This is a genomic window from Streptomyces sp. NPDC051364 (genome assembly GCF_040682115.1).
GTDB lineage: Bacteria > Actinomycetota > Actinomycetes > Streptomycetales > Streptomycetaceae > Streptomyces.
On sequence record NZ_JBFBAH010000040.1, the window covers coordinates 1 to 24,117 of the forward strand.

General features: G+C 70.3%; 28 protein-coding genes and 1 pseudogene. 19 read left to right on the top strand and 10 right to left on the bottom strand.

Annotation, left to right across the window (positions count from 1 at the left end):
* The first annotated feature begins 92 nt into the window (after positions 1 to 92).
* Both AB0M76_RS38800 and AB0M76_RS38805 read left to right on the top strand, forming a co-directional pair.
* Positions 93 to 260 carry a transposase gene (locus AB0M76_RS38800; RefSeq protein WP_365957438.1) on the top strand — a complete coding sequence of 56 codons (168 nt, stop codon included), beginning with the start codon at positions 93 to 95 and terminating at the stop codon, positions 258 to 260.
* 31 nt (positions 261 to 291) lie between these two features.
* Positions 292 to 852, top strand: a complete 561-nt coding sequence (locus tag AB0M76_RS38805) for a hypothetical protein (protein WP_365957494.1) — start codon at positions 292 to 294, stop codon at positions 850 to 852.
* 255 nt (positions 853 to 1,107) lie between these two features.
* Here AB0M76_RS38805 and AB0M76_RS38810 read toward each other — a convergent pair whose 3' ends face one another.
* Complete coding sequence (locus tag AB0M76_RS38810) at positions 1,108 to 2,010, bottom strand: helix-turn-helix transcriptional regulator (protein WP_365957439.1); 903 nt, start codon at positions 2,008 to 2,010, stop codon at positions 1,108 to 1,110.
* 371 nt (positions 2,011 to 2,381) lie between these two features.
* Between AB0M76_RS38810 and AB0M76_RS38815 the strand changes: the two genes are divergently transcribed.
* From AB0M76_RS38815 to AB0M76_RS38835, 5 genes and pseudogenes are all read left to right on the top strand, one after another.
* Positions 2,382 to 3,596 carry an ice-binding family protein gene (locus AB0M76_RS38815; RefSeq protein ID WP_365957440.1) on the top strand — a complete coding sequence of 405 codons (1,215 nt, stop codon included), beginning with the start codon at positions 2,382 to 2,384 and terminating at the stop codon, positions 3,594 to 3,596.
* 171 nt (positions 3,597 to 3,767) lie between these two features.
* The gene (locus AB0M76_RS38820) at positions 3,768 to 4,517 is read left to right on the top strand and encodes a DUF5819 family protein (RefSeq protein ID WP_365957441.1); all 750 of its coding nucleotides are present in this window, start codon (positions 3,768 to 3,770) and stop codon (positions 4,515 to 4,517) included.
* Positions 4,518 to 4,572: 55 nt separating this feature from the next.
* A complete protein-coding gene (locus AB0M76_RS38825; protein ID WP_365957495.1) occupies positions 4,573 to 5,583 on the top strand; it encodes an HTTM domain-containing protein in 1,011 nt (336 codons plus the stop codon).
* 35 nt (positions 5,584 to 5,618) lie between these two features.
* A pseudogene (locus AB0M76_RS38830) lies at positions 5,619 to 5,744 on the top strand (IS21 family transposase); the annotation flags it as partial.
* Positions 5,733 to 6,005, top strand: a complete 273-nt coding sequence (locus AB0M76_RS38835) for a 2OG-Fe(II) oxygenase (protein WP_365957496.1) — start codon at positions 5,733 to 5,735, stop codon at positions 6,003 to 6,005. The pseudogene AB0M76_RS38830 and the gene AB0M76_RS38835, both read left to right, overlap by 12 nt.
* A 374-nt stretch (positions 6,006 to 6,379) precedes the next feature.
* Here the strand turns inward: AB0M76_RS38835 and AB0M76_RS38840 are convergent, their stop codons facing one another.
* From AB0M76_RS38840 to AB0M76_RS38855, 4 genes are all read right to left on the bottom strand, one after another.
* Positions 6,380 to 6,901 (bottom strand): ATP-binding protein, encoded by a 522-nt coding sequence (locus AB0M76_RS38840; protein ID WP_365957442.1) that lies wholly within the window; start codon positions 6,899 to 6,901, stop codon positions 6,380 to 6,382.
* Complete coding sequence (gene istA / locus AB0M76_RS38845) at positions 6,902 to 8,149, bottom strand: IS21 family transposase (RefSeq protein WP_365957443.1); 1,248 nt, start codon at positions 8,147 to 8,149, stop codon at positions 6,902 to 6,904.
* A gap of 129 nt (positions 8,150 to 8,278) precedes the next feature.
* Positions 8,279 to 8,446 carry a hypothetical protein gene (locus tag AB0M76_RS38850; protein ID WP_365957444.1) on the bottom strand — a complete coding sequence of 56 codons (168 nt, stop codon included), beginning with the start codon at positions 8,444 to 8,446 and terminating at the stop codon, positions 8,279 to 8,281.
* A gap of 93 nt (positions 8,447 to 8,539) precedes the next feature.
* Positions 8,540 to 10,648 (bottom strand): NACHT domain-containing protein, encoded by a 2,109-nt coding sequence (locus AB0M76_RS38855; protein WP_365957445.1) that lies wholly within the window; start codon positions 10,646 to 10,648, stop codon positions 8,540 to 8,542.
* A 489-nt stretch (positions 10,649 to 11,137) separates the two neighbouring features.
* Between AB0M76_RS38855 and AB0M76_RS38860 the strand changes: the two genes are divergently transcribed.
* On the top strand, positions 11,138 to 11,482 hold the full coding sequence (locus tag AB0M76_RS38860) for a recombinase family protein (RefSeq protein WP_365957497.1): 345 nt from the start codon (positions 11,138 to 11,140) through the stop codon (positions 11,480 to 11,482).
* A gap of 52 nt (positions 11,483 to 11,534) precedes the next feature.
* On the opposite strand, the gene AB0M76_RS38865 is transcribed toward AB0M76_RS38860, so the two are convergent.
* Positions 11,535 to 12,104: a GNAT family N-acetyltransferase gene (locus AB0M76_RS38865; RefSeq protein ID WP_365957446.1), complete on the bottom strand. Its 570-nt coding sequence runs from the start codon at positions 12,102 to 12,104 to the stop codon at positions 11,535 to 11,537.
* Positions 12,105 to 12,113: 9 nt separating this feature from the next.
* Positions 12,114 to 13,400 carry a hypothetical protein gene (locus tag AB0M76_RS38870; RefSeq protein ID WP_365957447.1) on the bottom strand — a complete coding sequence of 429 codons (1,287 nt, stop codon included), beginning with the start codon at positions 13,398 to 13,400 and terminating at the stop codon, positions 12,114 to 12,116.
* A gap of 196 nt (positions 13,401 to 13,596) precedes the next feature.
* Here AB0M76_RS38870 and AB0M76_RS38875 point away from each other — a divergent pair, with 196 nt between their 5' ends.
* The 8 genes from AB0M76_RS38875 (at position 13,597) to AB0M76_RS38910 (ending at position 20,352) form a co-directional block, all read left to right on the top strand.
* Positions 13,597 to 14,016 carry a hypothetical protein gene (locus tag AB0M76_RS38875; RefSeq protein WP_365957448.1) on the top strand — a complete coding sequence of 140 codons (420 nt, stop codon included), beginning with the start codon at positions 13,597 to 13,599 and terminating at the stop codon, positions 14,014 to 14,016.
* Positions 14,013 to 14,471, top strand: a complete 459-nt coding sequence (locus tag AB0M76_RS38880; RefSeq protein ID WP_365957449.1) for a DUF6415 family natural product biosynthesis protein — start codon at positions 14,013 to 14,015, stop codon at positions 14,469 to 14,471. Before AB0M76_RS38875 ends, AB0M76_RS38880 begins: the two co-directional genes overlap by 4 nt.
* A gap of 342 nt (positions 14,472 to 14,813) precedes the next feature.
* Positions 14,814 to 16,058 (top strand): TfuA-like protein, encoded by a 1,245-nt coding sequence (locus tag AB0M76_RS38885; protein WP_365957450.1) that lies wholly within the window; start codon positions 14,814 to 14,816, stop codon positions 16,056 to 16,058.
* Positions 16,045 to 17,193, top strand: coding sequence for a YcaO-like family protein (locus AB0M76_RS38890; RefSeq protein WP_365957452.1), 1,149 nt, complete (start codon positions 16,045 to 16,047; stop codon positions 17,191 to 17,193). Before AB0M76_RS38885 ends, AB0M76_RS38890 begins: the two co-directional genes overlap by 14 nt.
* Positions 17,190 to 18,077 (top strand): class I SAM-dependent methyltransferase, encoded by an 888-nt coding sequence (locus tag AB0M76_RS38895; RefSeq protein WP_365957453.1) that lies wholly within the window; start codon positions 17,190 to 17,192, stop codon positions 18,075 to 18,077. Before AB0M76_RS38890 ends, AB0M76_RS38895 begins: the two co-directional genes overlap by 4 nt.
* On the top strand, positions 18,074 to 19,084 hold the full coding sequence (locus tag AB0M76_RS38900) for an NAD(P)H-dependent glycerol-3-phosphate dehydrogenase (RefSeq protein ID WP_365957454.1): 1,011 nt from the start codon (positions 18,074 to 18,076) through the stop codon (positions 19,082 to 19,084). The genes AB0M76_RS38895 and AB0M76_RS38900 overlap by 4 nt, the downstream gene beginning before the upstream one ends.
* 70 nt (positions 19,085 to 19,154) lie before the next feature.
* Positions 19,155 to 19,511, top strand: a complete 357-nt coding sequence (locus tag AB0M76_RS38905; protein WP_365957455.1) for a hypothetical protein — start codon at positions 19,155 to 19,157, stop codon at positions 19,509 to 19,511.
* Positions 19,498 to 20,352 (top strand): hypothetical protein, encoded by an 855-nt coding sequence (locus tag AB0M76_RS38910; protein WP_365957456.1) that lies wholly within the window; start codon positions 19,498 to 19,500, stop codon positions 20,350 to 20,352. The genes AB0M76_RS38905 and AB0M76_RS38910 overlap by 14 nt, the downstream gene beginning before the upstream one ends.
* Positions 20,353 to 20,447: 95 nt before the next feature.
* Here AB0M76_RS38910 and AB0M76_RS38915 read toward each other — a convergent pair whose 3' ends face one another.
* The gene (locus AB0M76_RS38915; RefSeq protein WP_365957457.1) at positions 20,448 to 21,035 is read right to left on the bottom strand and encodes a DUF4913 domain-containing protein; all 588 of its coding nucleotides are present in this window, start codon (positions 21,033 to 21,035) and stop codon (positions 20,448 to 20,450) included.
* Positions 21,028 to 21,798, bottom strand: a complete 771-nt coding sequence (locus AB0M76_RS38920; protein ID WP_365957458.1) for a TraG/TraD/VirD4 family protein — start codon at positions 21,796 to 21,798, stop codon at positions 21,028 to 21,030. The genes AB0M76_RS38915 and AB0M76_RS38920 overlap by 8 nt, the downstream gene beginning before the upstream one ends.
* A 128-nt stretch (positions 21,799 to 21,926) precedes the next feature.
* Here AB0M76_RS38920 and AB0M76_RS38925 point away from each other — a divergent pair, with 128 nt between their 5' ends.
* The 3 genes from AB0M76_RS38925 to AB0M76_RS38935 all read left to right on the top strand — a co-directional run bounded on the left by AB0M76_RS38925 (position 21,927) and on the right by AB0M76_RS38935 (position 22,693).
* Positions 21,927 to 22,091, top strand: coding sequence for a hypothetical protein (locus AB0M76_RS38925; RefSeq protein WP_365957459.1), 165 nt, complete (start codon positions 21,927 to 21,929; stop codon positions 22,089 to 22,091).
* A 36-nt stretch (positions 22,092 to 22,127) separates the two neighbouring features.
* Positions 22,128 to 22,355: a hypothetical protein gene (locus AB0M76_RS38930; RefSeq protein WP_365957460.1), complete on the top strand. Its 228-nt coding sequence runs from the start codon at positions 22,128 to 22,130 to the stop codon at positions 22,353 to 22,355.
* A gap of 137 nt (positions 22,356 to 22,492) precedes the next feature.
* Positions 22,493 to 22,693 (top strand): hypothetical protein, encoded by a 201-nt coding sequence (locus AB0M76_RS38935; RefSeq protein WP_365957461.1) that lies wholly within the window; start codon positions 22,493 to 22,495, stop codon positions 22,691 to 22,693.
* 965 nt (positions 22,694 to 23,658) lie between these two features.
* Here the strand turns inward: AB0M76_RS38935 and AB0M76_RS38940 are convergent.
* Positions 23,659 to 24,081 (bottom strand): hypothetical protein, encoded by a 423-nt coding sequence (locus AB0M76_RS38940; RefSeq protein ID WP_365957462.1) that lies wholly within the window; start codon positions 24,079 to 24,081, stop codon positions 23,659 to 23,661.
* Positions 24,082 to 24,117: the final 36 nt, after the last annotated feature.

The window sequence follows — 24,117 nt, forward strand, 5'->3', positions numbered from 1 at the left end:
GGCCGACTCATCCGCACCGCGCCGAACACCTACAAGATCACCCTCCCTGACGCATTGACACCGCTGCCGAGCGCTTAACTTCGCGGCATTGGATGCTGGACGCGGTCTTCTACGTCACCGACAACGGGATCAAGTGGCGGGCGATGCCTGCCGACTTCCCGCCCTGGGACCGCGTCTATGCCTTCCTCCCGCCGCTGGCGGGCCGGTGGCCTGGTCGCCGAGCTCCACGACCGGCTGCGCGGGAAGGTCCGCGTCACTGAGGGCCGGGAGGCGGAGCCGACAGCGGCGATCATCGACTCGCAGTCGGTCAAGGCCGCCGCCTCGGTCCCGGCCGGCTCACGCGGTTACGATGGCGGCAAGAAGATCAACGGCAGGCGCCGGCACGTGATCACCGACTGTCTCGGCATGATCCTCATGGTCCTGGTCACCGCCCACCCCCTCCCCACCGGCCGTCGGCTCGCCCTCCACCATCTCCACGATCCGCCGGTAGTCCGTCGCGAGCACCGACGCCTCCATCCCCTCCCGGCGCCGCGGCACCACCGACCGGGCCACCGGCTCCGGCTCCGGCACGCTCTCCACCTCCGGCCCGGCCACCGGCACATCGGCCACGGACTCCGCCCCGAGCTCCGTCAGAGCCTCGGCCAGCTCCGCCACCGCCGACACCCGACGTTCCAGCACCTCCTCGGCTCCGGCGAGCTCGGCCAGCACCCGCTCGGCCTCCGCTCGAAGCTCCTCCACCCGCACCCGAGCCGCCGCTTCCCGCCGCTCCATCAACCCCATCGCCGACGCACCACGAACCTCCGCACCACCGAGCCCGAACACGACGCCCGAACCCTCCCACGGAGGCAGTAAAACCATGCGTGAGCTGGGAAAACTCAGCGCTCAGAATCGGTAAGACAACGGCTTCTCAATCTGGACCCTCTCTGGGGTCTCGTGCTGGACGGTTGCCCGGTCGCCTCCGTCGTCCCCTTGGTCAATGGCGTGGCCAAGGACTTGTCCGGGCCAATCTGAGTCTGCACGCACTCGCGCCCTACCCACCTCGCGGGTGGAGCGTACCCGTGTCTTCGGCCTCGGCACACCGAAGAAGGCTCAGTCGTCGCACGGCGATCACGGGTGCGGTGGGGGTAACGGGGAGGTGTCCGACCTGAATTCCGTGCCGACGTACGCCTTGATGGCCTCGGTGATGAACTGCCCGGTGCTGTCCGGGCTCAGCGCCTGGGCCTGCACGTGCGCATACATGTCGCGGTAGATCCGCACTTCGGATCGTTTCTCCAAATAGAGGTCGCTGGTGAACCTCTCCAGATACACCACGCTCACATCGGTGGCGTCGGCGAACTCGAGCAGTGAGAACTGTCCCAAGACACCGGGGTGGGCCCCCGCCTTGTGAGGGATGACCTGCACGGTGATGTGCGGCTGGGCACCGAGGCGGGTCAGATGCTCGAACTGCTCGCGCATGACCTCGCGGCTGCCTACGACGCGCCGCAGCGCCGACTCGTCCAGTACGGAGCTCAAGCGTAACGGGTTATCTGGGGCGCCCAGCCGGTCCTGGCGCCGCAGCCGTACCCGGAGGCGTGTGGCGGCCTGGTCGGCAGTGGCGTGAGGGATCGTTCCTGCAATGACCGCCCGCGCGTAGGCGGGGGTCTGTAGCAGCCCCGGGATAACGTGAGGCTCGTAGGTTTGGATCGCGGCGGCCTCGGCCTCCAGGCCGATGTAGGCGCCGTACGGGATATCGCCGTAGGCGTTCCACCAGCCCTGCCGGCCCGATTCCCGGGCCAGATGCATCAGGTCGTCGACGAGCCGCTGGTCCTGAACTCCATATAGCCGGCAGAGATCGCGCACATCGCGCGGCTTGATGAGGCGGCGGCCGTTCTCCAGGAAGCTGATCTTGGGCTGTGAGATCAACAGGCGCGCCGCCACCTGCTGCGTCGTCATGCCGCTGATCTGCCGGAGCCGGCGTAGCTCCGATCCCAACCGGCGCCTGCTGACGGTGGGATTGACGTTGACGCCCACGCGGTGTGTTCCTCCGCTCCGAGATCCTTGTCCTGGCGAGCAGACTGCCATGGCCCAGGGGGAGTTGGATCCACCTTCATGCCGTGTCGCGCCTGTTGTCAACCGGTTCGTTTTTCGTCGCCGCCTCGTGAATTCTCGCACCTCAGGCCGCGGGAACATAGGAATGCCTATTTAGCCCACAAAGCCCAGTGAGCCTATTTAATTCTTTGTATGATTTCCTGTCGGCGCGAATGGTGGATTTCGAGGAAAATCACCCGACCGTCCCCGGGTCGGTGCATGTTTCTGCGTAATATTCCACTGACAAAGAGACGGTCCTGTGCGACCGAGACCGTCAATTACGCCACCGTCCACTCATAGGAGTTGGCCCCTCGATGACGCTGAATATCCCCGGCGCGGCGCTACGGCGCACAACGCCCGTCTGGATCGCGACGGCTCTCGCCATGGTGATCGCCTCTGCCGTGGTCGTGGTGACGCCGACCCGGGCAAATGCGATCGCAACAGCTGTACCTCTGGGCACGGCCGCCAGCTTTGCTGTGCTGGCCGGCTCGGAGATCACCAACACCGGCCCCTCGGTGATCACCGGCGACCTCGGAGTGAGTCCGGGAACGGCCATCAGCGGATTCCCGCCCGGCACCGTGAACGGTACTCAGCACTCCGGCCCGGTTGACCCTGTGGGCCTCCTGGCCAAGAGCGCCCTGGTCACGGCCTACAACAACGCCGCCGGACAGCCCTCGGACGCAGTTCTTCCCCCGGATGCCGGGGGCCTGACGCTGGTTCCGGGTGTGTACACCGCGCCCTCCACTCTCGGACTCACCGGCACTCTCACCCTGGACGCCCAGGACAACCCCGACGCCGTGTGGGTCTTCCAGGTCGGTTCGGGTCTGACGACGGCAACCTCCAGCAGTGTGTCCCTCATCAACGGGGCCTCACCCTGCAACGTGTTCTGGAAGGTCGGGAGTTCGGCCACCCTCGGCACCGACACCAGCTTCGTCGGCACCATCATGGCCTTGACCTCCATTTCTCTGACCACGGGAGCGGACATCGACGGACGGGCGCTGGCCCGTAACGGTGCGGTGACGATGGACACCAACGTGATCAACCGTGGGACGTGTGCCGCAGGCGCCACCGGCGGGACGGCCACCGGCGGTCTGGTCACGGGTGGTCTGATCGCCGGCACTGCGACCGGTGGTACGGCGACCGGTGGTACGGCGACCGGTGGCACCACCAGCGGGGGCCTTCTGGGCGGCGTGCTCGGCGGCGCGTCGACAGGCGGGGGCCTTCTGGGCGGCGTGCTCGGCGGCGCGACGGGAGGCCTCGTCGCAGGAACGACCACGAGCGGAGTCACGGGCGGCACCGCGGGTCCGATCACGGGCGGAACGCTGGGCGGCGCAACCGGTGGAATCCCCAAGCCGCCCGGCAAGCCCGGTCACTACCCCGGCAAGCCCGGTCACGAGAAGCCCGGCAAGCCTGGTCATGAGAAGCCCGGCAAGCCCGGTCACGACTACCAGGGCAAGCACGACTACCAGGGCAAGCACGACAAGCGCGACGAGCACGACGAGCACGGCGGATACGAGGGCGACGAGTGAGCTCTCCGTACGCAGTGCGCGCCGCAGCAGCGGGTCGCGCATAGGTCTCCGCGGCGGGCTGACTGCCGGGGCAGTCGCCCGTTGAAGGAGGGGTTCGGCGGCGTGCGGCGGACTTGATTCCGTCGCACGCCGCTCCACAAGCCGGAAGAAATCGATGCATGAGCAGTCGTGATGGGAAGGCCGGGTGGGGCCGTGCTAGGTGTCAAGTCAGCGGACGTGAAGGAACCGGAGCGTTCCGAAGCCGGGCCGGGCGCCGGGGGCCGAGGCGGCGGTCCGCACGCGTACGGGGGTGAGCCCGGGCCGCGCGGCCCGCTGAAGGCCGGAACCGGAACCGTCGTCGTTCTGTGTCTGGCAACGGCGCTGGCCCACGTCGTGCTGGTCTTTCTGCACGTGGCGCCTCGGAACCCGGTCTCGCAGCTGTACAGCCGCCCGATCAACACGTGGGTCTATCCCCTGTTCGAGCAGAACTGGCGGCTTTTCGCCCCGGACCCGGAGTCGGCCAACCGGCAGATCTCCGCGAGGACCAGGCGGACGGCACCCGACGGCGCCGAGGAGGTGAGCGGCTGGTTCGACCTGAGCGCCGTGGACGACTCCGCCGTCGAGCACAACCCCTTCCCGAGCCACACGGCACAGAACATGCTGCGCCGGGCCTGGAGTTCCTATCTCGAAGCGTTCGGCGGTGACGACGAGCCGCGTTCGGAACGGGCCGTGATGATGCAGACGTACCTGCGCAACATCGCGGCGGATCGCGTCGCCGCCCACCGGCGCGGCTCTTTCGATTCCATCCAGCTGCGCGTGATCACGCTCCCCATCGCTGCCCCGAACACAGCAGGCGGTACCCACCGGGCCGCGGCCGGTGCCGCGCCTCTCGAGACCCGTTACCTGCCCTGGTGGAAGGTGCCCCCCCATGGAACAGACTGAGCCAGCACCCGCAGCCGCGCCGACCCGCCCTGTGGGGCAGCGCGTCCTCGACCGCATGGGCATGCTCCTCGCCCTGCTGACCGAGCGGCCGGTCTCCCTGTACGCCGCGGCGGTCCTGCGCATCGGGTACGGGCTGCTCTACCTCGTCTTCCTGCTGCGCGAGTTTCCGCACCGCGACGAGATCTGGGGTCCGGGTTCGCCGTGGACACCCGCGCTGGCGAAGCAGCTCTTCGACGAGACCGGGTGGGTCAGCATCCTCACCCTGTCCGACAGCTGGGCCTACTTCGAGGTCTGCTACGCGGCAGCTCTCGTCACGTCCGCGCTCTTCATGCTGGGCTGGCGGACCAGGGCCGTGTCCGTGCTGTTCGCGGTCGTGGTGGCGTCGTTCCACGCCCGGGCGATCTTCATGACGGACGGAGGCGACAACCTCATGCTCCTCATGGCCGTCTACCTCGTCTTCACCGCGTGCGGCCGACGCTGGTCCCTGGACGCGCGCAGGACGGCGGGTCCGGCAGCGGACGGCGGCCGGCACCGACGCCGGTTCCACGATTTCCGCTGGACCGTGGGCACCGTGCTGCACAACTGCGGCATGTTCGTCATCGCCGCCCAGGTCTGCTTCCTCTACGGATCCGCGGGCCTGTACAAGGTGCAGGGCGGTTCCTGGGGCAACGGGACCGCCCTCCATTACGTGCTGAACCTCGATCTCTTCCGGCCGTGGCCCGAGCTGTCCCTCCTGCTGGACGAGCACTCGGTCGCGATCGCCGTCGCCGGCTACCTGACGGTGCTGCTGCAGGTCGCCTTCCCGTTCGTGCTGTTCGGCAGGCTCAAGTACCCCGTGTTGACGATGCTGGTGGGTCTTCACCTGGGGATCGCGATCTTCCTGGGACTGCCGCTCTTCTCCGGCGTGATGATCGTCGCGGATGCCGTGTTCCTTCCCGACCGCTTCTACCGGTCCGTGGGGCAACTGCGACCGCGAGCAGCCCGGCGGGCAGGCTTCGGGAAGACTCAGGCTCCGGCCCGGGGAGAATGCACGCTCGTGCCGGCTCAGCCCGGTCCGGCCGGCTGAATCATGGTCTCGGGATATTCGCGGGTCATCACCGCGACAACGAAGCAGGCATCGGCCGCGGCCGTCCGACCTCGGAGTTCGCCGCGTTCGCGGGCCTGCTGGCGACCCGCATCTACTTGTGCCGGCCCCGCGATCCGGAAGAAAAAGGCCTGGTCGAGCGCACAGCCACCCGGCTCATCAGCTTCATCTACTACCTGCACCGATCACCACGCCCGTTCACCGGTGGGCAGCTCAGGGTCTACGACACCCTTGCAACCCCCGAAGCGGTCCACGCGGCCGCATCCTTCCGCGACATCGAACGAGTACACAACTCGATCATCTTTTTCCCCTCCGCCGGGGTCTTCCACGAAGTCCTTCCCGTTACCTGCCCCTCACGCCGCCCGGAGGACGGACGAATTTCCTGCAACGGCTGGATCCACTGACCCGCCGACCGGCTGCCGACCTGCCAGGGAGGACCGCGACGGACTCCTGCGCCGATGAGTGCCCCTGTGCGGCCGTCGAGGTAGCCCATCGGGCGGCGCGTGGGGAAGGGGCGAGGCGGAAGCCGATCCGGGTGCGCGGAACCACCGGGGCGCTGCGGGCGGTCGCAGGGCTGCCCCTGGCCGTCGCGCAGGGTCTCGCCGTACTGGTGGGTGTACTGGCCAGGCCGCGAGGCCGGCAACAAGCTCCGCTCCCACCTGCGCGAGTACTTCCCCGGCTACCTCGCCGCCGTCCAGGCCATCACCGGCGGCATCAACGCGCCGCTGGCCCGCACGCTGCTGGCCGCCGCGCCGACCCCTGAGGCAGGCTGCCCGCTTCACCCGCACCCAGTTGCGTGGTGGGCCTCGGCCAGACGGTCGACCCACTCGGCGGCGGTGGCGAACGCGACGCGGTGACCGGCCTGGCAGGCCCTGACCGCGAGGCCGGTGGCCAGGTGGGTCTTGCCGGTGCCGGGCGGGCCGAGGAAGACGACGTTCTCTTTGCCCGCGATGAAGTCCAGAGTGCTCAGATGCGCCTCCTGGCGCGTCAGGCCGCGCAGGTGGGTGACATCGAGTTCCTCGAGGGTCTTGATCGCGGGGAAACGGGCGGCCCGTACTCTCGCTTCGCCGCCGTGGGACTCACGGGCGGCGACCTCCCGCTGGAGACAGGCGACGAGGTATTCGGTATGGGTCCAGGACTCCTTGCGGGCCCGTTCCTCAAGCCGTCCGGCGGCATCCAGCAGGGCTGGCGCCTTCATCGCCCGGGCAAGGAAGGCCAGGTCAGCGGCTGTCTGCTGGCCGGTTCGCCGACCCGTTGCGGTGGTCTCGTCTGTCGTCTCGGCCGTGATGGTGCGGGCCATTTAGATGACCTCTCTTCCGCCATCGATGACGGTGAACAGCCGGTCATAGGAGCCGAGCTCGCGTTGTTCGACCTCGACCAGCGGGCCGGAATCGACGGACCGGATATGACCGGAGGGCCGGTGGCGGTGGTGCTCCTGCCGCATGATCCGGCCGGTCTCGGCGTGCTGGGGGTCGGTGATGGTCTGATGGCGGGCCCAGCAGCGGGTGTGTTCGGCAACGATCTCCCCGCCGGCGGCCAGGACGACAACCTTCTCGTTGTCGCTGAGGACGGTGACCTGGTGGCCGATCGCGGCCGGGTCGACGGAGTAGTCGCAGGTGTCGACGCGGACGTAGTGGTCGCGGCCGAGGCGGATCTGGAACCGCCACCACGTCGGCGGATCGACGGCCGGCAGCGTCAGCATCTGGGCCCGGTCTGCTTCCCACCGGTCGGCCGGGCGGGCACCGAGGGTGCGGTGGATCCTGCGGTTGGCGACCTTCAGCCAGGCCGTCAGCTGGCTGTTGAAATCGTCCGGACCGCTGAAATGACGGCCGGGCAGGAACGAGGTCTCCAGATAGCCGTTCGCCCGCTCGACCAGGCCTTTCGCTTCTGGATCGCGGGGCCGACACAAGTAGATCTTCGTGGCAAGCAGGCCTGCGAACGCGGCGAACTCGGAGGTCGGGCGGCCCCGGCCGACACCGGCCTCGTTGTCCCAGACCAGCGTCTTGGGCACCGCACCCCACTCGGTCAGCAGTCGCCAGTGCCCGTCGATCAGGTCCCCGGTCCGCCTCGAGGGCAGCATCCTCGCGGTGATGACCCGCGAGTAGCCGGAGACCATCACCAGCACCGGCATCCGCCCGCACTGCCCATAGCCCAGCGGGATGTCCGCCTCGGGGAACCACAGGTCGCACTGGGCCAGCTCGCCCGGCTGATAGACCGTCCGCGAGACCGGGTCGACCGGAACATAGGCCGGCCGGAGCTCCCGCACCCGGTCTTTGAGGATCGTCATCCCGCGGTCCCAGCCGATCCGCTCCGCGATCACCGTCGCCGGCATCATCGGGGTCTCCCGAAGAAGCTCACGGATCTGCACCTCGACCGCGTCGACCGCCGAGCCCTTCACCGCACGCTCGTACTTCGGTGGCCGGTCCGTAGCCAGAGCCCGCTTGACCGTGTTCCTCGAGATCCCCAGATGCCGGGCGATAGCCCGGATCGGCATCCGCTCGGCCCGATGCAGCCGGCGGATCTCTGCCCAGTCCTCCACGAGGATCACCCTTCCCTCCTGACCTTGATCACCAAGGCCAGAGTCAGACGAAGAGCACCACGTGGGTCACTTTTGATACGCCGTCAGAGGGTCCGAGTTCAACCGTCGCCGAGAGTCTCATCCAATCCAGTCCAGCCTTCAGCTCTGGCACCTCTCGCTGCGCCGGTCGGACAGCTTCATCCACTGAACTGAGCGGGCCTTCTTCCGCTCGCGGCGCTTGTGATTCTGCTCCGAGATCAGCAGGACGCCGCCGACGACCGTCACCACGGTCGCCGCGAGGCTGGCCCATTTGGCGAAGGTGTCCACGAGGGGTATCGACCGTGCCCGCATGGCGCGCTGCGGGTGGTGTCACGGGGGATGACGCGCCGGCCGGAAGGAGTAGCTTTGCCATCGATGCATTCATGCGTGGCTTCGGGGTGCTCCGCCTGCCGCCCGCCCAGCGGCGCGGGCCGCAGCATCTGCGAGATGGTCCTGGAGTTCACGGTGCCTGAACTGGTACGCGTTCCCGGAGATCCGGAGCAGGCCGGCGTCGGAAGCCCAGGCGAGGAAGCGTCCAAGGCGCCACGGCAGGCGTCCGCGTGTGCAGAGCAAGGTGGCGAAGTAGCGGCGCCAGGCACCGGCCCAGATGATCCCGCTGAGAACGCCCAGGATGCCTCCGAAGAACCCCACCATGATGATCGAAAAAGTAAGGGCTCCGGCAAAGGTCCATTCTTCGGTGACGAGGACGCCAATCACCGTCGTGAGGGCGAAAGTGCCCCAGGCGCTGAAACCGACCAGCGTCCCCGAACGCAGATCCGTCCGGACAAGGGCGTTTGGGCCTTTGCCTGACGGGGTGGCCTCCAGGTTGCGCCGAAGGCCGAACGCGAAGCCTCCGATCACGGCGATCGCGACAAGCACGCTCAGGTTGACGACGCTGTCGATGACGAATGAGTACCCGGGTTGCCCGGCGACCGGCACGACGAGGGCCATCGTGAGGGCGAGCGCCGCGATGACGCCGAAGGTGACCGGTCCGACTACGGCGCGCCGTCCCTCCGGGGTGCGTAGCCGTCCGGGCGAGACGCTTTGGGGGACAGGCCAGGCAACTCTGGCCGACACGCAGATCCAGCCGACGGTCAACAGCGCCAGAACGACGAAGGCGGGGATCGCGGCGTGATCGGCAACGGCGATGAGTGCGATCCAGGACAGAAGAGCCACTCCGGCAATACCGCTGATCGCGATGTCGACCGCTCGGGCACGCATGCCGACAAGTGGCCACAGCCGGTGCAGAACCAAATCAGTGCTGGACAGCACGTGGCCGCCCGTGGTGCGGCGTTCGCGGGCATTGTCGCTCAGGTAGCGGGCGAGGATCCCAAGCCAGCGCCCGACCTGCTCCGGCCTATAGGCGCGATTGCCTGCATGCTTGTGCAGTTCGGTGGCGGCGGGCACGAAGCGGTCAAGGAGGTGGCCGCGCAACGCCCTGGCATCGGTGAAACGCAGCAGCTCAGTGGGGTCGCGTTCGGCTTCGTAGACGGTCACCGCCAGGGTGAGCAGCCAGGGGGTCGACAGCACATGGGCGGCTGCTCCTTGCGGTTGCCGCCGCGCGTCGTCGACAACCGGCTGCCAATCCTGGGGGGTCAAGACCCGAGCGGCTACGAATCGCTGCGCCTGGTCGGTGGTCACGGATGACACCTCAACGCGGGCTGCGTCAAAGAGGCGGATCCTTGCCGCCAGCGCGTCGTATGTGTTGGTGCGGCAGGTCACCACCAGGGGCGCTTTTTGACGGCCGGCTTGGTACCGGTTGAGGGCGGCCAGGGCTTCAGCCGCGCGGCGGGGACCAGCGTCGGCGAGTTCGACGTCCATTTCGTCCAGGCCGTCGAGCACCGGCAGGACACAACGCCTGTCGATCAAGCGCCTTGCGGTTGTCTTGCTGAGCTGGTACGTATCAGCAAGCTCGCCAGTCATCCACGCGTCCAGTGGCTGGGTGGTGTCCCACCCGGCCAGGGCCATGCGAACCGGTACCGGTTCGTCGGCTTCTCGCTTCTCAAGCAGGCTCAGCATGAGTTCGACGGCCAGGACGGTTTTGCCGGCCCCGGCGGCCCCGGTAATGAGCAGCCGCCGGGGCTGCAGGCGGGAGTAGTAATCGCTGATCTCGCTCAGACGGCCGGTGGGTGCCGCACCGCCAGCTGCCCGGGACGGTACGGCACGGAACGTGAAGGCAACGTCGATCGGCTGGTTGTCGCCGCCCAGCAACTGCGTGCGCTGCGCCAGCTCACTTGCCTCCACCACTTTGGCGAGTTTCCGGGCCGCTTGGACAAGATCGACATCGGTCGATGGCTTCAGCGCCTTAGCCGCTGTGCCGGCCACCGACAGCAGCGCGAGCAACAGCATGAACACATTCAGCCTGTCGGACGTGGTCAGGTTGCCGCTGATGAACGTGATCCCGGCCCAGACACCGACGGCCAGGCACGCCGAGGCGAGCAGCAGCCCGCCTGAGTATCGAACCCATTCCCGCTGTCGTGCGCCTCTCACCCCTCACAGCATGCCCCTCCCAATCACCCGGCGCGGGAGCGCCGCGCTGGAGCCGAGTGTTCTGCCATGCGAAGAAGACGCCCGTGTCCGTCATCAGGGAAGTTAGGCGGCGGCGAAGCCCGGACGTGCCACGACTGGATTGGATGACGCCGTCGCTCCGGGAGGCACCGAATCCAGCGCGCTGATCCCTCTGAAGCGTTGAGCTGCTGACCTGCGACGACTGCATGAGAGGAGACAGAGCGCCAGCCGCCTGACTTCGATGAGACGACGACTCGGTTGGATGACAGCGGACAGCACTCCCCTCCTGCGAGGGGACCGCCGGGCCTGCGGGTTATCTGGCCAGAAAGACCATTCCTACTCGGCGGACTCCGCCACGGTGAAGTCGGCCACGCACGCACTCGCCGCACATGAGGCTGCGGCGGGCCAGGGTCTTGGGCGATACCCGAATGACCGCGGCGGGAGTGCACTGGCACGTGGCCTTGACAGTCGCTGCACGAGGCGCTCGACACCACCACCCCGGGCGGCCGCCTCGTGTTCCACGTGTTCGCCGCGCTCGCGGAGTTCATCCACGAACTGATCGTGCAGGGCACACACGAGGGCCTTGAGGCGGCGCGGGCCCGCGGCGAGCGCATCGGCCGGCCGCCCGCCATGACGGAGGAGCAGATCCGGCATTCCCGCGCCCTGCTCGCGCAGCCAGAGAACACGATCACTTCGATCGCGAAGCTGCTCGGCGTCTCCCGTACGACGCTCTACAAGTACGTGCCGGAGCTGGCAGCAGGACGGGGCTCCCTTGTACCCGGCGACCCCCGCCCGGTACTGCCGGGCCCTCGTTGACGCCATACCGAGGGCACTCCCGCGTGTCCCCGAGCTCCGGAGGCTGTCCCTGTCAGGCGGGGTCGACGTGAAGCAGTAGCAGGTCGAACGCGGGGCCGTCGGGGGTGTTGCGGTAAAGGCCGGCGTACTGGTAGCCGAGGCGGGTGTAGAGCTGGCGGCCGCGGTCATTGGTGGGCAGGGCGAGCAGGGAGGACCAGTTCGGGGCGATGGCGGTGATGAGGGCCTGGTGCATGCGGGTGCCGATGCCCTGGGACTGCCAGGGTCGGCGGACGGCCAGCTCACACAGTCCCATCAGCCGTTCGGTGCGGGCTGGTTCGGGGATGGCTGGGAGCAGGTCGGTGCCGAACCAGTAGGTGGCGGTGCATGGGAAGGCGTATCCCATGCCTGTGGGGGTGCCTCCGGAGTAGGCAATGACCAGAGTGAAGCCCTCGTGCCGGAGGTGGCCGGTGATCTGGCGGCGGAGCGCGGGAACGGACAGCCCGGCGGTGGCGGCCTCGGGGTTGTTGACCAGTTCGGGGTGGGCGTCGGCCCAGATGTCGGCGGCCACGTCGAGCAGGGCGGGGACCTGGCCCGGGCCGTAGGTGCGGATCACCGTGTCCGTACTGGTGCTGGGGGTGGTCACCTTGTCCTCCTAGCTGCTGGCCGTGGTGGTGCGGTACGCGTCGAGCCAGTCGGTGATGGCCGGGACGGCGGTGTGCCGTTGCAGGGCGCCGGCGACGTTGTGGAGCTGGCGCAGCAGCCGGTCGGAGCGGACGTCGGGGAGGTAGCTCAGGACCCGGTGGGCTGCTTCGGCGGCGGCTTCGGGCTCGGGCCTGGTCCTGACGGCATGCTGGATCGCCACGTCGCCCAGGTACAGGGCGCGGTTTCGGGTGAACTGGTCGCCGTGGAGGAGTACGGCCTGCTCGGCGCCGGCGGCGGCGCGCTCGTGCTGGTCGAGGTCTGCGCGGGCGAGGGCTTCGAGGCCGGCGAGCTCGGCGGGGGTGAAGAAGGTGAGCCAGTCGGGATCGGCTTCGGCGGGGCCTTGGGCGTAGAGGTGGTGGGCGCGGACGATGGCCCGGTCGGTGGCGGCGGCGTCGCCGAGCAGTGCCCAGCCTCCGGCTTCGCGCATCGCCATGAGGGCGAGCATGCGGGCGGATCCGTAGGTGCGTACGGCGCTCTGGGCGCCTTGGGCGGCGGCGACGGCCTCGCGGGGGCGGCCGGATGCCTTGGCGACCAGGGACAGGCACCCGAATGCGTGGCCTTCCAGGGCGCGGTCGTCGGCGATGCGGGCCGCGGCGAGGGCTTCGCCGTACAGGCTGCGGGCGTCGGCGGGGCGGCCGGAGTCGAAGGACAGCCATCCGGCGGCGACCGACAGGTGGCCTGTGGCGATGCGTAACTGGAGTCCGGTGCGTTCGGTGTAGGTGCCGTCTTGCAGCCACTGGTAGGCGGTGTGCATCGCGGTGGACGCGGATCGGCGTAGCTGCGCCGATCCGTGCTCGGTGTCGTGGGCGTAGATGGCGGTGACGGTCCGCGTGACGGTGCGGACGTCGGCGGCCCCGATCCGGCCGGTCCGTTCCGGGGGCAGGGGCAGCAGGGCCAGGGCGGCGCCGGCTCCGTCGAGCAGGAAGTCGCGGCGGTCCACCGAGGCCTGCGGCGGGCGGCTCGTCATCGTGGTGGCGGGGGCCGAGGTGGTGGTGAAGCCCAGTTCGGACATCGCTCGGCCGCTGATCCGGGTGAGGATCCGGCGGTATACGGCCCGGGGCAAGGCCACGTCGCCGTCCTCCCAGGCTGCGACCAGCCGCGCGGTGCAGCCGACGTTCTCGCCCATGCCGGCTCCGGTGTCGACGACGAATTTGGCGAACTCGCTTCGGGACATCTGAAGGTCCAGCTCGCGTACGCAACGCAGCTGGGTGTTGGGGGGATGCCGTCTGCCGGCCATGTGCCGTCTCCCGGGGCCAGGGCGGGTGGGTGCCGAGACCGTACCGGCCTCGCCCTGGGCATGCCCGCCAGTTGGGCCCATTTCACCCCGCCCGGGCGGCAATTACATCGGTCTTGCATCGCCGCGGCGTCGAACCCGCCGCGCGGCGGCTGCTTGCGTGGACCTGGGACACGATCGCCAGCCTCGGGAGGCCCTCATGCCGGACACCTTCACTGCTTCTACCGCCCTGATGGCGCCTGGGGAGCGGGCGACACCGATGGGTGCGGTGGCGGTGTACGCCGTCGTCCCGTCCGAGGCCGACTCCGTACGGGTGCTGGAGGAACTGCGGTCCTACGCCACCGAACGCGGCTGGCACGTCCCGGCCGGCTGCGCGGCAGCGGACGTCGGCCAGCTCGGCGCGAACCTGAGCCGGTCGGGGTGGCCGCGGGTACGGCGCGCGGTCCAGGCCCGGGCGGTCACCGGGCTCGTCGTGCCCTGCTTCGCCCACATCGGCTACCGCTGGGCGGACTGGAACCGCGAGCGGACGTGGCTGCTGCGGCACGGCCTCTTCGTCATGGCCACCGATCCCACCGAACTGCCCGTCGGAGTCGCACCGGAGGACGTGACGCACCCATGAGCGGCTACTACAGCGTCGTACACGACCCCGACGGACGACTCGGGCACCAGCTGCCGCTCGACCGCGAACCGCACCTGCAACTGGCCACGTCGGTCCTGGCCTGGACTCCGCAAACGGTGCCGCCGGTGGCAGACACCGCTCTCACCGTGCTGGAGCTGACCGGGCACGCGCGGCTGCTGCGCGACGAACTCGCGGACCGGATCGACAGGCTGCCGGCCGACTGCGAACGTCGCCAGCTCCTCACCTACACCCTGGGTGAGGCAGAGCGTCGGCTGTCGCCCGCGGCGATGTCCCCGTGCGGTGACCTCGCCCACGCGCAGAACCGCGCCCGCCTCGTCCAGGCCCTCTACGGCTCGCTGGACCGGCTGGAGGCAGAGCGCCCCGCATGCGGCTCGTGCTCTCACCCGCGGTCCGGAGCACAAGCCCACGAGGCTCGAACCCTCGCCAAGGGCTGAACCCCACAACTCCCGCCCCGGCCAGGGACGGGCAAGCGGGCCGCCGGGGAGAACCCGTGCGGTCCGCGGCACCACCGGTTCGGGCAGTGGGCCCGTACCGGAATCGGCAAGGAAGGAAAAGCCCCATGGAGAAGTCCAAGTCCGGTATCGCCGCAGCCAGCATCTCGGCGCCCGCGCAGCACGTCGAGGAGATCACCGGGCCCGTGGTGATCGCCGTCGACGTCGAGGACGAGGAGTAGGTCCCCACCCCCGCGCCCTGACCTGGCGCCCCTCCCTTCTCCTCAGCTCCGTTGGGGCCAGGGAGGGGCGCCCTTCCGCTCTTCAACCCGTCTGGAGGTCGCAGTGATTCACGTGTTCGTCGGGCCGACGCTGCCACGGTCCGAGCTTGCCGTGCCCGGCGTACGGGCATGGCCGCCTGCCCGGCACGGCGACCTGTTCGACAACGCGATCCGCGCAGGCGACACGGCGGTCATCATCGACGGGGTGTATCACCAGGCGCCGGCGCTGCGGCACAAGGAGATCCTTGCGGCGATGGGCCGGGGAGTCCGGGTGATCGGCGCCGCGAGCATCGGCGCGCTGCGGGCGGCCGAGCTCGCGCCGTACGGGATGCTCGGCATCGGCAGCATCTACGCCGCCTACGTCCGGGGGGACATCGAAGGCGATGACGAGGTGGCGGTCGGGCAGGCCCCGGACGGGGCTTGGGATGCGCTGACGTGGCCGCTGGTCAATGTCCGGCACGTCCTGGCGCTCGCGGAATCCGGCGGGGTCATCGATGCAGAGCGGGCCACCACGCTCCTCGCGGCGTTGCGCGCGATCTACTACCCCCAGCGCACGTGGGCCGCCGTACGAGCGGTGTGCCGGCGCGAGGGCGAGAGCTCGTTCGTCGACTGGCTGGCCGGGCAGCAGGAGCAGGACCGGTACTTCGGTGACCTCAAGCGTACCGACGCGCTCGCCGCCGTCCGGACCGCGCTCGGCGGCGCGACTACCGGCTCGGGCCCCGGCCCGGCGCCGGTGTGGGAGACGGCCTACTTCCGGCGCTGGTCCAACGCCTTCACTCGCGAACGCCTGGAGGGGACCGTGCTGCCCACCGAGGACCGCCTGGTCTACCAGCAGGTCTTCGACCCCGCGTTCCCCGAGAGGTGGACGGCCTACCTCGAGCACCTCTCACAGCATCCCGCCGATGGCGGGCCGGGGCTGACGCTGGCCGAACGGCTTGCCCGGGTCTCGGACGGGGATCTCCCGGCCGACCGCGTCTTCCATCCGCCGCTCGACCTGCGCGACGAGCGGACCACGGCGGTGCTCCTGGCTGGCGAGAACGTACACGACCGGCAGGCCGTCGCCCGCTACGCCGATGCCCTCGCCCGGTATCGGCGCGAGCGGCCGGGGTTCTCGGCAGCCGCGGTGCGCGAGGAGGCCGCACGCGCTCTGCTGCTGCGGGTGTGGCGCTGCTCTGAGCGGGAGTTCGACGCGGAGGCGTCCTCGCGGGGGCTGGTGTGCGGGGCGCGTGCCGCGGAGGCGGCCAAGCGGCTGGTGCCCGGCTTCCTGGAGGAGACCACGAGGAGGGAGGCAGCCAGTGTCGGACATTGAGGAGCCGGTGACGCTGCCCGGCACGGTGCGGGCCCGGATGCCCGAGGAGACCTGGGCTGCGGTGGCCGGGCACCTGCCCGAGTTCGGCATCACCCGGGTCGCGGACCTGACCGGCCTGGACTGCATCGGCCTTCCGGTCTTCACGGCGATCCGCCCGGCATCGCTGACCTTGAGCACCTCGCAGGGCAAGGGCGCCACGCCCCTGCTGGCGAAGTTGTCGGCCGTCATGGAGGCGATCGAGCTGTGGCACGTCGAGCAGCCGCTGCCCGTCATCGCGTACGGCCCGGCCGTCGAGGTCGCCCCCGACTGCCCACTGGCCGCGCTGCCACTGACCGCCCCGTACCCGGAGCAGGCCGTGGCCCGGATGCGATGGGAGTGGGCGGCCGGCACCGCCGTGGTGAGCGGGAAGACGGTGCTGCTGCCGGTCGATCTGGTCCGCCGCCGGGCGCAGCGGCCCGCGTGGACCCCGGATGTGTGGCGCGCCACCAGTACCGGACTCGCGTGCGGGAACAGCCGGGGCGAGGGGCTGCTGCACGCCCTGTTCGAGGTGGTGGAGCGCGACGTGCTGTACCGGGATGGGCAGCGCGGCGGGCGGCAGCGCACCCTGATCGCGCCCGGGACGGTCGAGGACCCGCACGGCCGTGAGGTGATCGCGCGGCTGGCGGCCGCGGGCATGTCGTTGGAGATTGCGCTGGTGGACGGCCCGTTCGGGGTGCCGGTGTGCCTGGCGTACCTGTGGTCGGAGGACTACCCGGTCGTCTTCGCCGGCGGCGGCTGCCACAGCAGCCCATCGATCGCGCTCACGCGGGCGGTGACCGAGGCCGCTCAGTCCCGCCTCGCCGCGATCGCGGGGACCCGGGACGACCTCCCCTGCGACCCGGGCAGCTTCGACGCCCTCGTCTTCCGCCCGGCACCAACCTCAGGGCTTACGCCGCGGCCGCAGGCGACGGCCCGATTCGCCCCCGTCGGCGGCACCTTCACCGACCAGGCCAGAGCCATGGCCCGCCGGATAGCGCACGTCACCGGGCACGAACCGGTGGCCTTGGACCTGTCGGCCACCGACGGTCTTGTCCACGCCGTGCAGGTCATCTGCCCCGGCACCCGCTCACGGATCAGAAGGTCGATGCCCCGATGAACACGACGCCCGCCGCAGCCGCGGCACTGCTCGCGCCCGGCACGACACGCTCGTCCCCGTACGACGCCTTCCATGCTGCTCGGGCCCGCACGGATCTCGTCGCCCGCCTGTACGCCGAGGCGATGGGCGAGGACTACCCGGCCGAGATCACCGCCTCCAGCTCCTGCGACTGGCCCCTGCTGGGGCTGATGGCCGCCCGCCTGCGCATGAAACCCGACCAGCTCCTCGTGGACGCCGGATGCGGCACCGGCGGTATCGGCCTGTGGCTGGCTCGCGCTCTCGCCGTCCGCCTGAACGGCTTCGACCTCTCACCCGTCGCCACCTCGCAAGCCACCGCCCGCCGCCCCCACTTCCTCGCTGCCACCGCCGACCGCGCCGTCTTCCGCGTCGCCGAGCTGGAGAACACCGGCCTGCCCACCGCTCACGCCCACGGCATCGTGTGCGTGGACGCCCTCGGGCGCGCGGCCGACCGCGGGGCGGCGCTGCGCGAACTCGGCCGCGCCCTGGCCCCCGGCGGCCGCCTGCTCGTGACCCGGGCACTGCGACACGGGGCGGAACCGGCATGGCACCAGCAGGTGGCAGCCGCCGGGCTGACCCAGGAGCACCTGGACGAGCGGCCCCAGGAGCCCGTGATGTGGGAGCAGCTCTACCGGCTGTGGATCGCCCACGGCGACCATCTGCGGAGCGAGCTGGGCCAGGCGGCCGCCGAGGCCATGCTCCGCGAGGCGCACCAGGTGCTTCCCACCCTGCCCGGACGACGGGCGGTCCTGCTGACCCTGCGGCGCCTTCCGGGCACCTCGGACAGCCCTGGGGCGGCCGCTAGGATGGCCGGGCCCAGCCGCCTGGCTGGCAGGCCCGCGTCCACCGAGAGGACCCCGCAGTGAACGAGAACCGCGTCCGTGCGGCGGTGTTCTCGGCCGGATCCTGGGGCACCGCCGTGGGCAAGATCATGGCGGACGCCGGCACGAGCGTGGTGATGCACGCGCGGCGCAGCGAGATCGCCGACGCGATCACCACGACCCGCCGCAACCCCGGATACTTCCCGGACATCGAGCTGCCCCCCAACCTGACGGCCACCACCGACCCGGCCGCAGCCCTCGACGGCGCCGACTTCCTCGTGCTGTCCATCCCCGCGCAGTCCCTGAGGGCGAGCCTGGCGGCCTGGGCCCCGCACATCGGCACGGACACCGTGATCGTGTCGCTGATGAAGGGCATCGAGGTCGGCAGCGGGCTGCGGGCCAGCCAGGTCATCACCGAAGTGACCGGCATCCGCTCCGAACGGGTCGCCGTGCTGTCCGGCCCGAACCTGGCCCGCGAGATCATGAACGGCCAGCCCGCGGCCGCGACCATCGCCTGCCCCGACCAGGACGCCGCCCACCGCGTCCAACAGGCCTGCCACACCCCGTACTTCCGGCCCTACACCAGCACCGACGTGACCGGCTGCGAGCTCGGCGGCGCCGTGAAGAACGTGATCGCCCTCGCGGTCGGCATCGCCTCCGGCATGGGCATGGGCCACAACGCGCAGGCCATGCTCATCACCCGCGGACTGGCGGAGACCACCCGGCTGGCCGTGGCGATGGGAGCCCACCCGGCGACCCTGGCGGGCCTTGCCGGTCTGGGGGACCTGGTGGCGACCTGCTCCTCCCCGCTCTCCCGCAACCGCACCTTCGGCACCCACCTCGGCCAGGGCCTGAGCATCGAGCAGGCCACCGCCGCAACGAAGCAGACCACCGAGGGCGTCAAGAGCGCCGAGGCGATCCTCGCCCTGGCACACGCCCACCGGGTCGAGATGCCGATCACGGGAGTGATCTCCGACCTGCTGCACGAGAAGGTCACCCTCGAGCAGGCCGCGGCCGCGCTGATGCAGCGGCCCCCCAAGCCCGAGCGCTGACCCCCGCGGACGCCCCGTTCACGGGGCCGACCGCCGCCACCTTCACCCTCCCGACACGGAGGCCCTCACCATGCACCCATCTGTACTGCCCGCTGTCCAGACCACACTGACCCTCGCCCTCGTGACGTGGATGATCACCGGCTTCACCCCCATGCGCGGCCGCTGGCTGCGCTGGAAAATGTTCTGCCGGGCCACCTTCACGATCATCTCGCTCACCGGCACCACGAGCGACGGCCGCACCGAGCCGGTGAACGTCTACGACTACCTCTCGCCCGGCAGCTTCATCCTCGGCCCGCCCCAGCTCCAGACGATCCTCGACCACCTCACCCGCAGCGGCCGCTACGACCGGATCGACGGCGCCGGCCGCGTCCTGTCCGCCCGCGGGGAGCAGCACGTGGAAGTGAGGGACAGTCATGTGGTTCTTTGACGCCCTCACCTCCGGCTTCCAGCACCCCACCGACCCCGGCCGCCTCCAGCTGTTCCGGATCGTCTTCGCCGCGGTGCTCGCCTTACGCTTCGTGCTCTCCTTCGGCCAGGGCGGCTGGGACCGCCTCGCCCCCGGATCGCTCAGCGCCCACCTCGCCGAGCAGCGGTTCGGACCCGCCCGCTCCCGCCTCCTGATCACCCTCTACCGGCCCGCGCTGATCGTCCGTACGGCCGCTGCCCTCTGCCTGGCCGCCGGCCTCGCGCCCCGGCTCGCACTGCTGCTGGTCCTGGCAGGCGCCGCGATGGAACTGGCCTACCTCAAGAGCCCCAACGCGGTCCGCTACACCCTGCTGACCGGCACCTGCCTACTGCTCGCCAAAGACCTCGGCCACGGCCTGCACGTCGAGCACGGCGCCAGTACCGCAAACACGTGGGCGCAGTGCCTCCTCGTACTGATCAGCACCGACATCTACTGGAACTCCGCCTGGCAGAAACTCCGCTCACCCCAGTTCCGCAGCGGCCTCTACCTCGCCCAGTGGATTCACACCTACGCCCAGGTCAGGGACCGGCTTCCCTACCGGCGCCAGTACGCCGTCCCCGGCCTCGTCCGCCGCCACGCAGGCAACCTCACCGACCGGGACATCCGCCTGTGGCGCACGCTCGCGGCCACCGTCATCGCGGCAGAGCTCGCGCTCCCGCCCGCACTCCTCATCAAGCAGACGATGCCGTACGCCATCGCCGCCGGCATCGCAATGCACGCCGCGTTCACCTGCCTCAAGCCCCGCCAGCTCATCACCTTCTCCGGCCTCACCCTCGGCACGTACCTCGCCTTCGCCGCCTGATCGCCCAACACCCGGAGCCAGCCGTGTTCGTACGGGACGCGGCGGGCCTGGCCGAGTCCCTGCCCGTGTCTGGCAGGGACTCGGCGCCCCTCCGGTCACTCCTGGGCGCAGCGCCAAGCGCTGGGCACGATGCCGGGCATCCGGTGGTCGATCTGGTGCTCGCCCTTGGTGCAGCCCGCGAACGGGCCGTTCGACGGTCGCAGTTCCCGCAGGCAGGGGTCCAGGTGGTCGCGGTGCCACACGCTGGGCCCGGTGTATCCGCAGGTGGCCGGGTCGGTGAGCTCCTGCCATGCCAGCCAGCACGCGTGGAGGCGTGCGATCGCTACGGGGTGCTCGAACCAGTTGGGGCACCAGCGGGCGTCGGAGGACGGCTCCGCGAGGTAGCCGGGTACGAGGACCCCTTCCACCCACTCGATCAGGGCGCGCAGCTCGTCGTCGTACTGCGGGGAGTCCAGCAGAAGGATGAACGGCGGGAACTGCCACCCGTCCTCTGCTTCCGTCTCCTCGGCCTCCTCGCCGGCCGCCGTGTCGTCGTCGGCGAAGGCCTCGCCCGCGCCTTCTCCGCCCCCCTCAGTCAGGGTCGTGACCTGGGCGGACAGGGCGGCGACTTGGGCCTTGAGGTCTTCCATGTCCTGGAAGAGCCCCATGGGGACCTCGAAGTCGGGCTCCGGATCGTCAGCCACGGCGGTTGGCCTTCCTCGCCTCGTATGCGGCGACGGCCCGCTTGGTGATCTCTACTTCCTCCAGCGTCATGTTCGGCCCGATGTACGCCATGTCCTTCTCCTCGTACCAGGGCCGCAGGGCGATCTGGGCTACCGGCATACCGGTAGCCATCAGGAGGGCGGTGCCCTTCTTCATGGCGCGGATCTCAGCGGGATCGAGGATCTGCTCGCGCTGCTCGCTGTAGCTGCGGCTCGTACCGTCCTTGCCCTTCGAGTACGAACCGCGCTCGATGTAGTGGGCGCCGGTCAGCGTGCTGACGTCCTGGGCGAAGCGGGCATCGTCGATGCCCACGCCGATGATCTTCTTGGTTGCCGCGCCCCACATCGCGTCCATGCCCACCTCGCCCCAGCTCTTCACCCCTTGCCGGTAGCTCTGGAGGATCACGAAGGGATTGATCCCACGGCTGCCGAGGTGGCTGAACAAGTCGGGAAGATCGGCAATCTTGCAAATGTTCGCGGCCTCGTCCAAAACGGCGCGCATGGGTTCGGGCAGGCGGCCGCCGTTCCGCTCCCCAGCCTCCGCTCCGGCGGTGAACACAGCGTCGGCGACCGCCGCCACCAGGGCGCTGGACGGGCCGCCCTTCTTGCTCAGCAGATACAGGGTGACCTTGCTGGTGGCGAAAGCGCGGCGATGTCGGCGTTGAGGGACGAGAAGGTCCTTGCATGGGTCACCCCGGACAAGCACCTTCCGCGGTTCGACCCCGACCGGCCCACAGAACGGCACTCTTCAAGCGCCGCCGGTCAGGAGCCGCGGACTTCGCCTGGCCCCACCGCTGGTGGATCGCCGACGCAGGCGGCAAACCGCCCCGGGAGTCCAGCCGGTACGAGCGGGCCCGGGTCGCCAGCCTCGTCTTGCAGAACGCGATCCGCGACGCCCGCATCCTTGCCGCTGCGCCGGACAAAGCACCGACGGCGACCACGTCGGCCGCAGCGCGCGGCGATGACCACACCCACGACCAGGCGGCGCCGCACGCTGTCGACCACCCGGACCGGGACGCCGCCCTCACCCCGGCGTAGCGGGCCGCCGCCGTCCACGCCCACCAGCAGGCCGCGATGCCCGAGGAGTACCTGGAGGGCCGCACGACCGACCCGGCGACATGGCTGCGCACCCCGGAGAACATCGCCTGCCTCGCCGCACTCACCCAGGGCGCCGCCGCCCGCCGCCGCGCCATCGAGGACCGGGAGATCCCGGCCGCCGACCCGGCCAGCCAGCGCCGCCAGGAGCACGAGCAGCAGCGCCAGCAGCCCGGCCCCGGCCAAGGCCAGGGCCTCCAGCCGTGACGCGCCGCGGACCCTCCGGCGGGACGGAGCATGAAGTCACCGCGCCAGCAGTCGGGATGCGGCCGTGGCTCACGCCCTGGAGGCGGCCGGGGCGGCGAGGGTGCGGGGGAGTGACCCGCCGAAGCACGGAGGCCCCGATGGTCGACCCGATCCCGACGCACATCTCGCCGGAGCGGCTGGAGCGCCTGGCGGAGCTCGCCGACGCGTCCCGGCTGCGCGCGGCGCTGTACTCGTTCCCGAAGCCGCCGCCCATCCGGCGCCGCTCCCGCTCACGGCAGTACCCCTGGGGCCGGCCGAACCGCTGGCGCACCGCGCGCTGGTGCCGCCGCCGGGGATGAGCGGGCACGGTGGACTCCACCGAGCATCCGGTGCCGGGAGCGGCCGGTGCACCGAGTGGAGAGTGGAGTCCACTGCGGAGAGCATCCCGGCGGGAGTGGAGCCCACCGGGATGTCCATCGGGTGGGGTGGACGCCATCCGGTGGGCACTGGCCGGTGGGGGAGTGGGGCACCCCGGCATCCGGTGCACCACTCGATGGCACTGGTGCGCGCACCGACGATGGCGTGCACTCCCGGCCGCCGCACCGGTGCGCATCGTGGTGCGCCGCGGGCTCCGGTCACCGCACCTCGGTGCGCGCACCGAGCGCACCGCCTGCCCGAGAAGGTGCGCACCGCCTGGCCGGATGCCGCGTGCGCCCCGATCGAACCCGACCTCGCCCCCATTTCATGTGACCTGACGCAGACTCAACGTTCCATATCGCACATTCGGGACTCGTGCCAGACAGCGGTCAAGGGGGTCTGTGATATAGGAACTCCGCTCGATCCGGCCCCTCGTGATGGCGACGGCGCGCGCCACCCAGAAGCGCGCCGCACGCCGCGATGCGCGCCACGGGACGGTTGGTGCGCGCACCAACCCCGCGGCCGCGCCGGCGGTGCGCGCACCGGTGCGCACCGCACCACCGCACCACCGCACCACCGCACCACCGCACCACCGCACCGACGGTGCGCGGCGCGTGCACCACGATGGACGCCACCGGATCGGGAGTGGACTCCATCGTGCGAAGTGGACCCCACCCGATGTCCGCCACCGCATCCGATGCACGGCATCCGATGCCCGACTCGCGGGTGGGAGTGCACGGCATCGGAGCGGGGAGTGCACAGCATCCGATGTGCACTGCCGGGGCCGGGCGGCTGCATCGTTCCTTGACCGGGTTCGCTACGTGCGACATCCCGCCCGAACGGAACAGCGCCCGGGGGAGGAGAAATCCCCGTCCCCGGGCGCTGCCCTTCAGCTTCCCGCGTCGGCTCAGGCCGCCGCCGGGTGTCCGGCGTCGGCGTCGCCGCGGATGTCGGCGAGGAACTGGCTCACCTGGTCGACCTCCTGCATGCACTCGATCAGGAACCCGGCCGCGATCCACGCGGTGTGCGCGCCGCCGCCCGCCAGGCACCACCGCTTCAGGTACCGGCTCGCCACCTCCACCAGCTGCCCGAGGACGTACGCGGACTCGCAGTCGGCGTGCTCATCGGGCACGACGGTGAGGTAGTCGGCGAGCAGCAGCGCACCGAACTCAGCGATTAGCCGCGCCAGCTCGGGGCCGTCGGCGTGAAACTCCGCCAGCGCGGCCTTCTCTTCCTCGCTGCCCTGCTCCTGCCAGACCAGCTCCACGTAATCGGCGGCCCGCAGGATCTGCTCCGGGGCGAGCTGGGCCTTCGGCGATGTCGTTTCCATGACGGCTCCCTGCTGTTCGCTGGCCGGGAGCCTGCT

Coding starts and splice junctions, on each gene's coding strand:
- AB0M76_RS38840 (WP_365957442.1), bottom strand. CDS start 6,901: ATGGCCCGCACCATCACGGCCGAGACGACAGACGAGACCACCGCAACG.
- AB0M76_RS38935 (WP_365957461.1), top strand. CDS start 22,493: ATGGTCGACCCGATCCCGACGCACATCTCGCCGGAGCGGCTGGAGCGC.
- AB0M76_RS38880 (WP_365957449.1), top strand. CDS start 14,013: ATGAGCGGCTACTACAGCGTCGTACACGACCCCGACGGACGACTCGGG.
- AB0M76_RS38870 (WP_365957447.1), bottom strand. CDS start 13,400: ATGGCCGGCAGACGGCATCCCCCCAACACCCAGCTGCGTTGCGTACGC.
- AB0M76_RS38930 (WP_365957460.1), top strand. CDS start 22,128: ATGCCCGAGGAGTACCTGGAGGGCCGCACGACCGACCCGGCGACATGG.
- AB0M76_RS38940 (WP_365957462.1), bottom strand. CDS start 24,081: ATGGAAACGACATCGCCGAAGGCCCAGCTCGCCCCGGAGCAGATCCTG.
- AB0M76_RS38825 (WP_365957495.1), top strand. CDS start 4,573: ATGGGCATGCTCCTCGCCCTGCTGACCGAGCGGCCGGTCTCCCTGTAC.
- AB0M76_RS38820 (WP_365957441.1), top strand. CDS start 3,768: ATGGGAAGGCCGGGTGGGGCCGTGCTAGGTGTCAAGTCAGCGGACGTG.
- AB0M76_RS38895 (WP_365957453.1), top strand. CDS start 17,190: ATGAACACGACGCCCGCCGCAGCCGCGGCACTGCTCGCGCCCGGCACG.
- AB0M76_RS38875 (WP_365957448.1), top strand. CDS start 13,597: ATGCCGGACACCTTCACTGCTTCTACCGCCCTGATGGCGCCTGGGGAG.
- AB0M76_RS38815 (WP_365957440.1), top strand. CDS start 2,382: ATGACGCTGAATATCCCCGGCGCGGCGCTACGGCGCACAACGCCCGTC.
- AB0M76_RS38910 (WP_365957456.1), top strand. CDS start 19,498: ATGTGGTTCTTTGACGCCCTCACCTCCGGCTTCCAGCACCCCACCGAC.
- AB0M76_RS38800 (WP_365957438.1), top strand. CDS start 93: ATGCTGGACGCGGTCTTCTACGTCACCGACAACGGGATCAAGTGGCGG.
- AB0M76_RS38905 (WP_365957455.1), top strand. CDS start 19,155: ATGCACCCATCTGTACTGCCCGCTGTCCAGACCACACTGACCCTCGCC.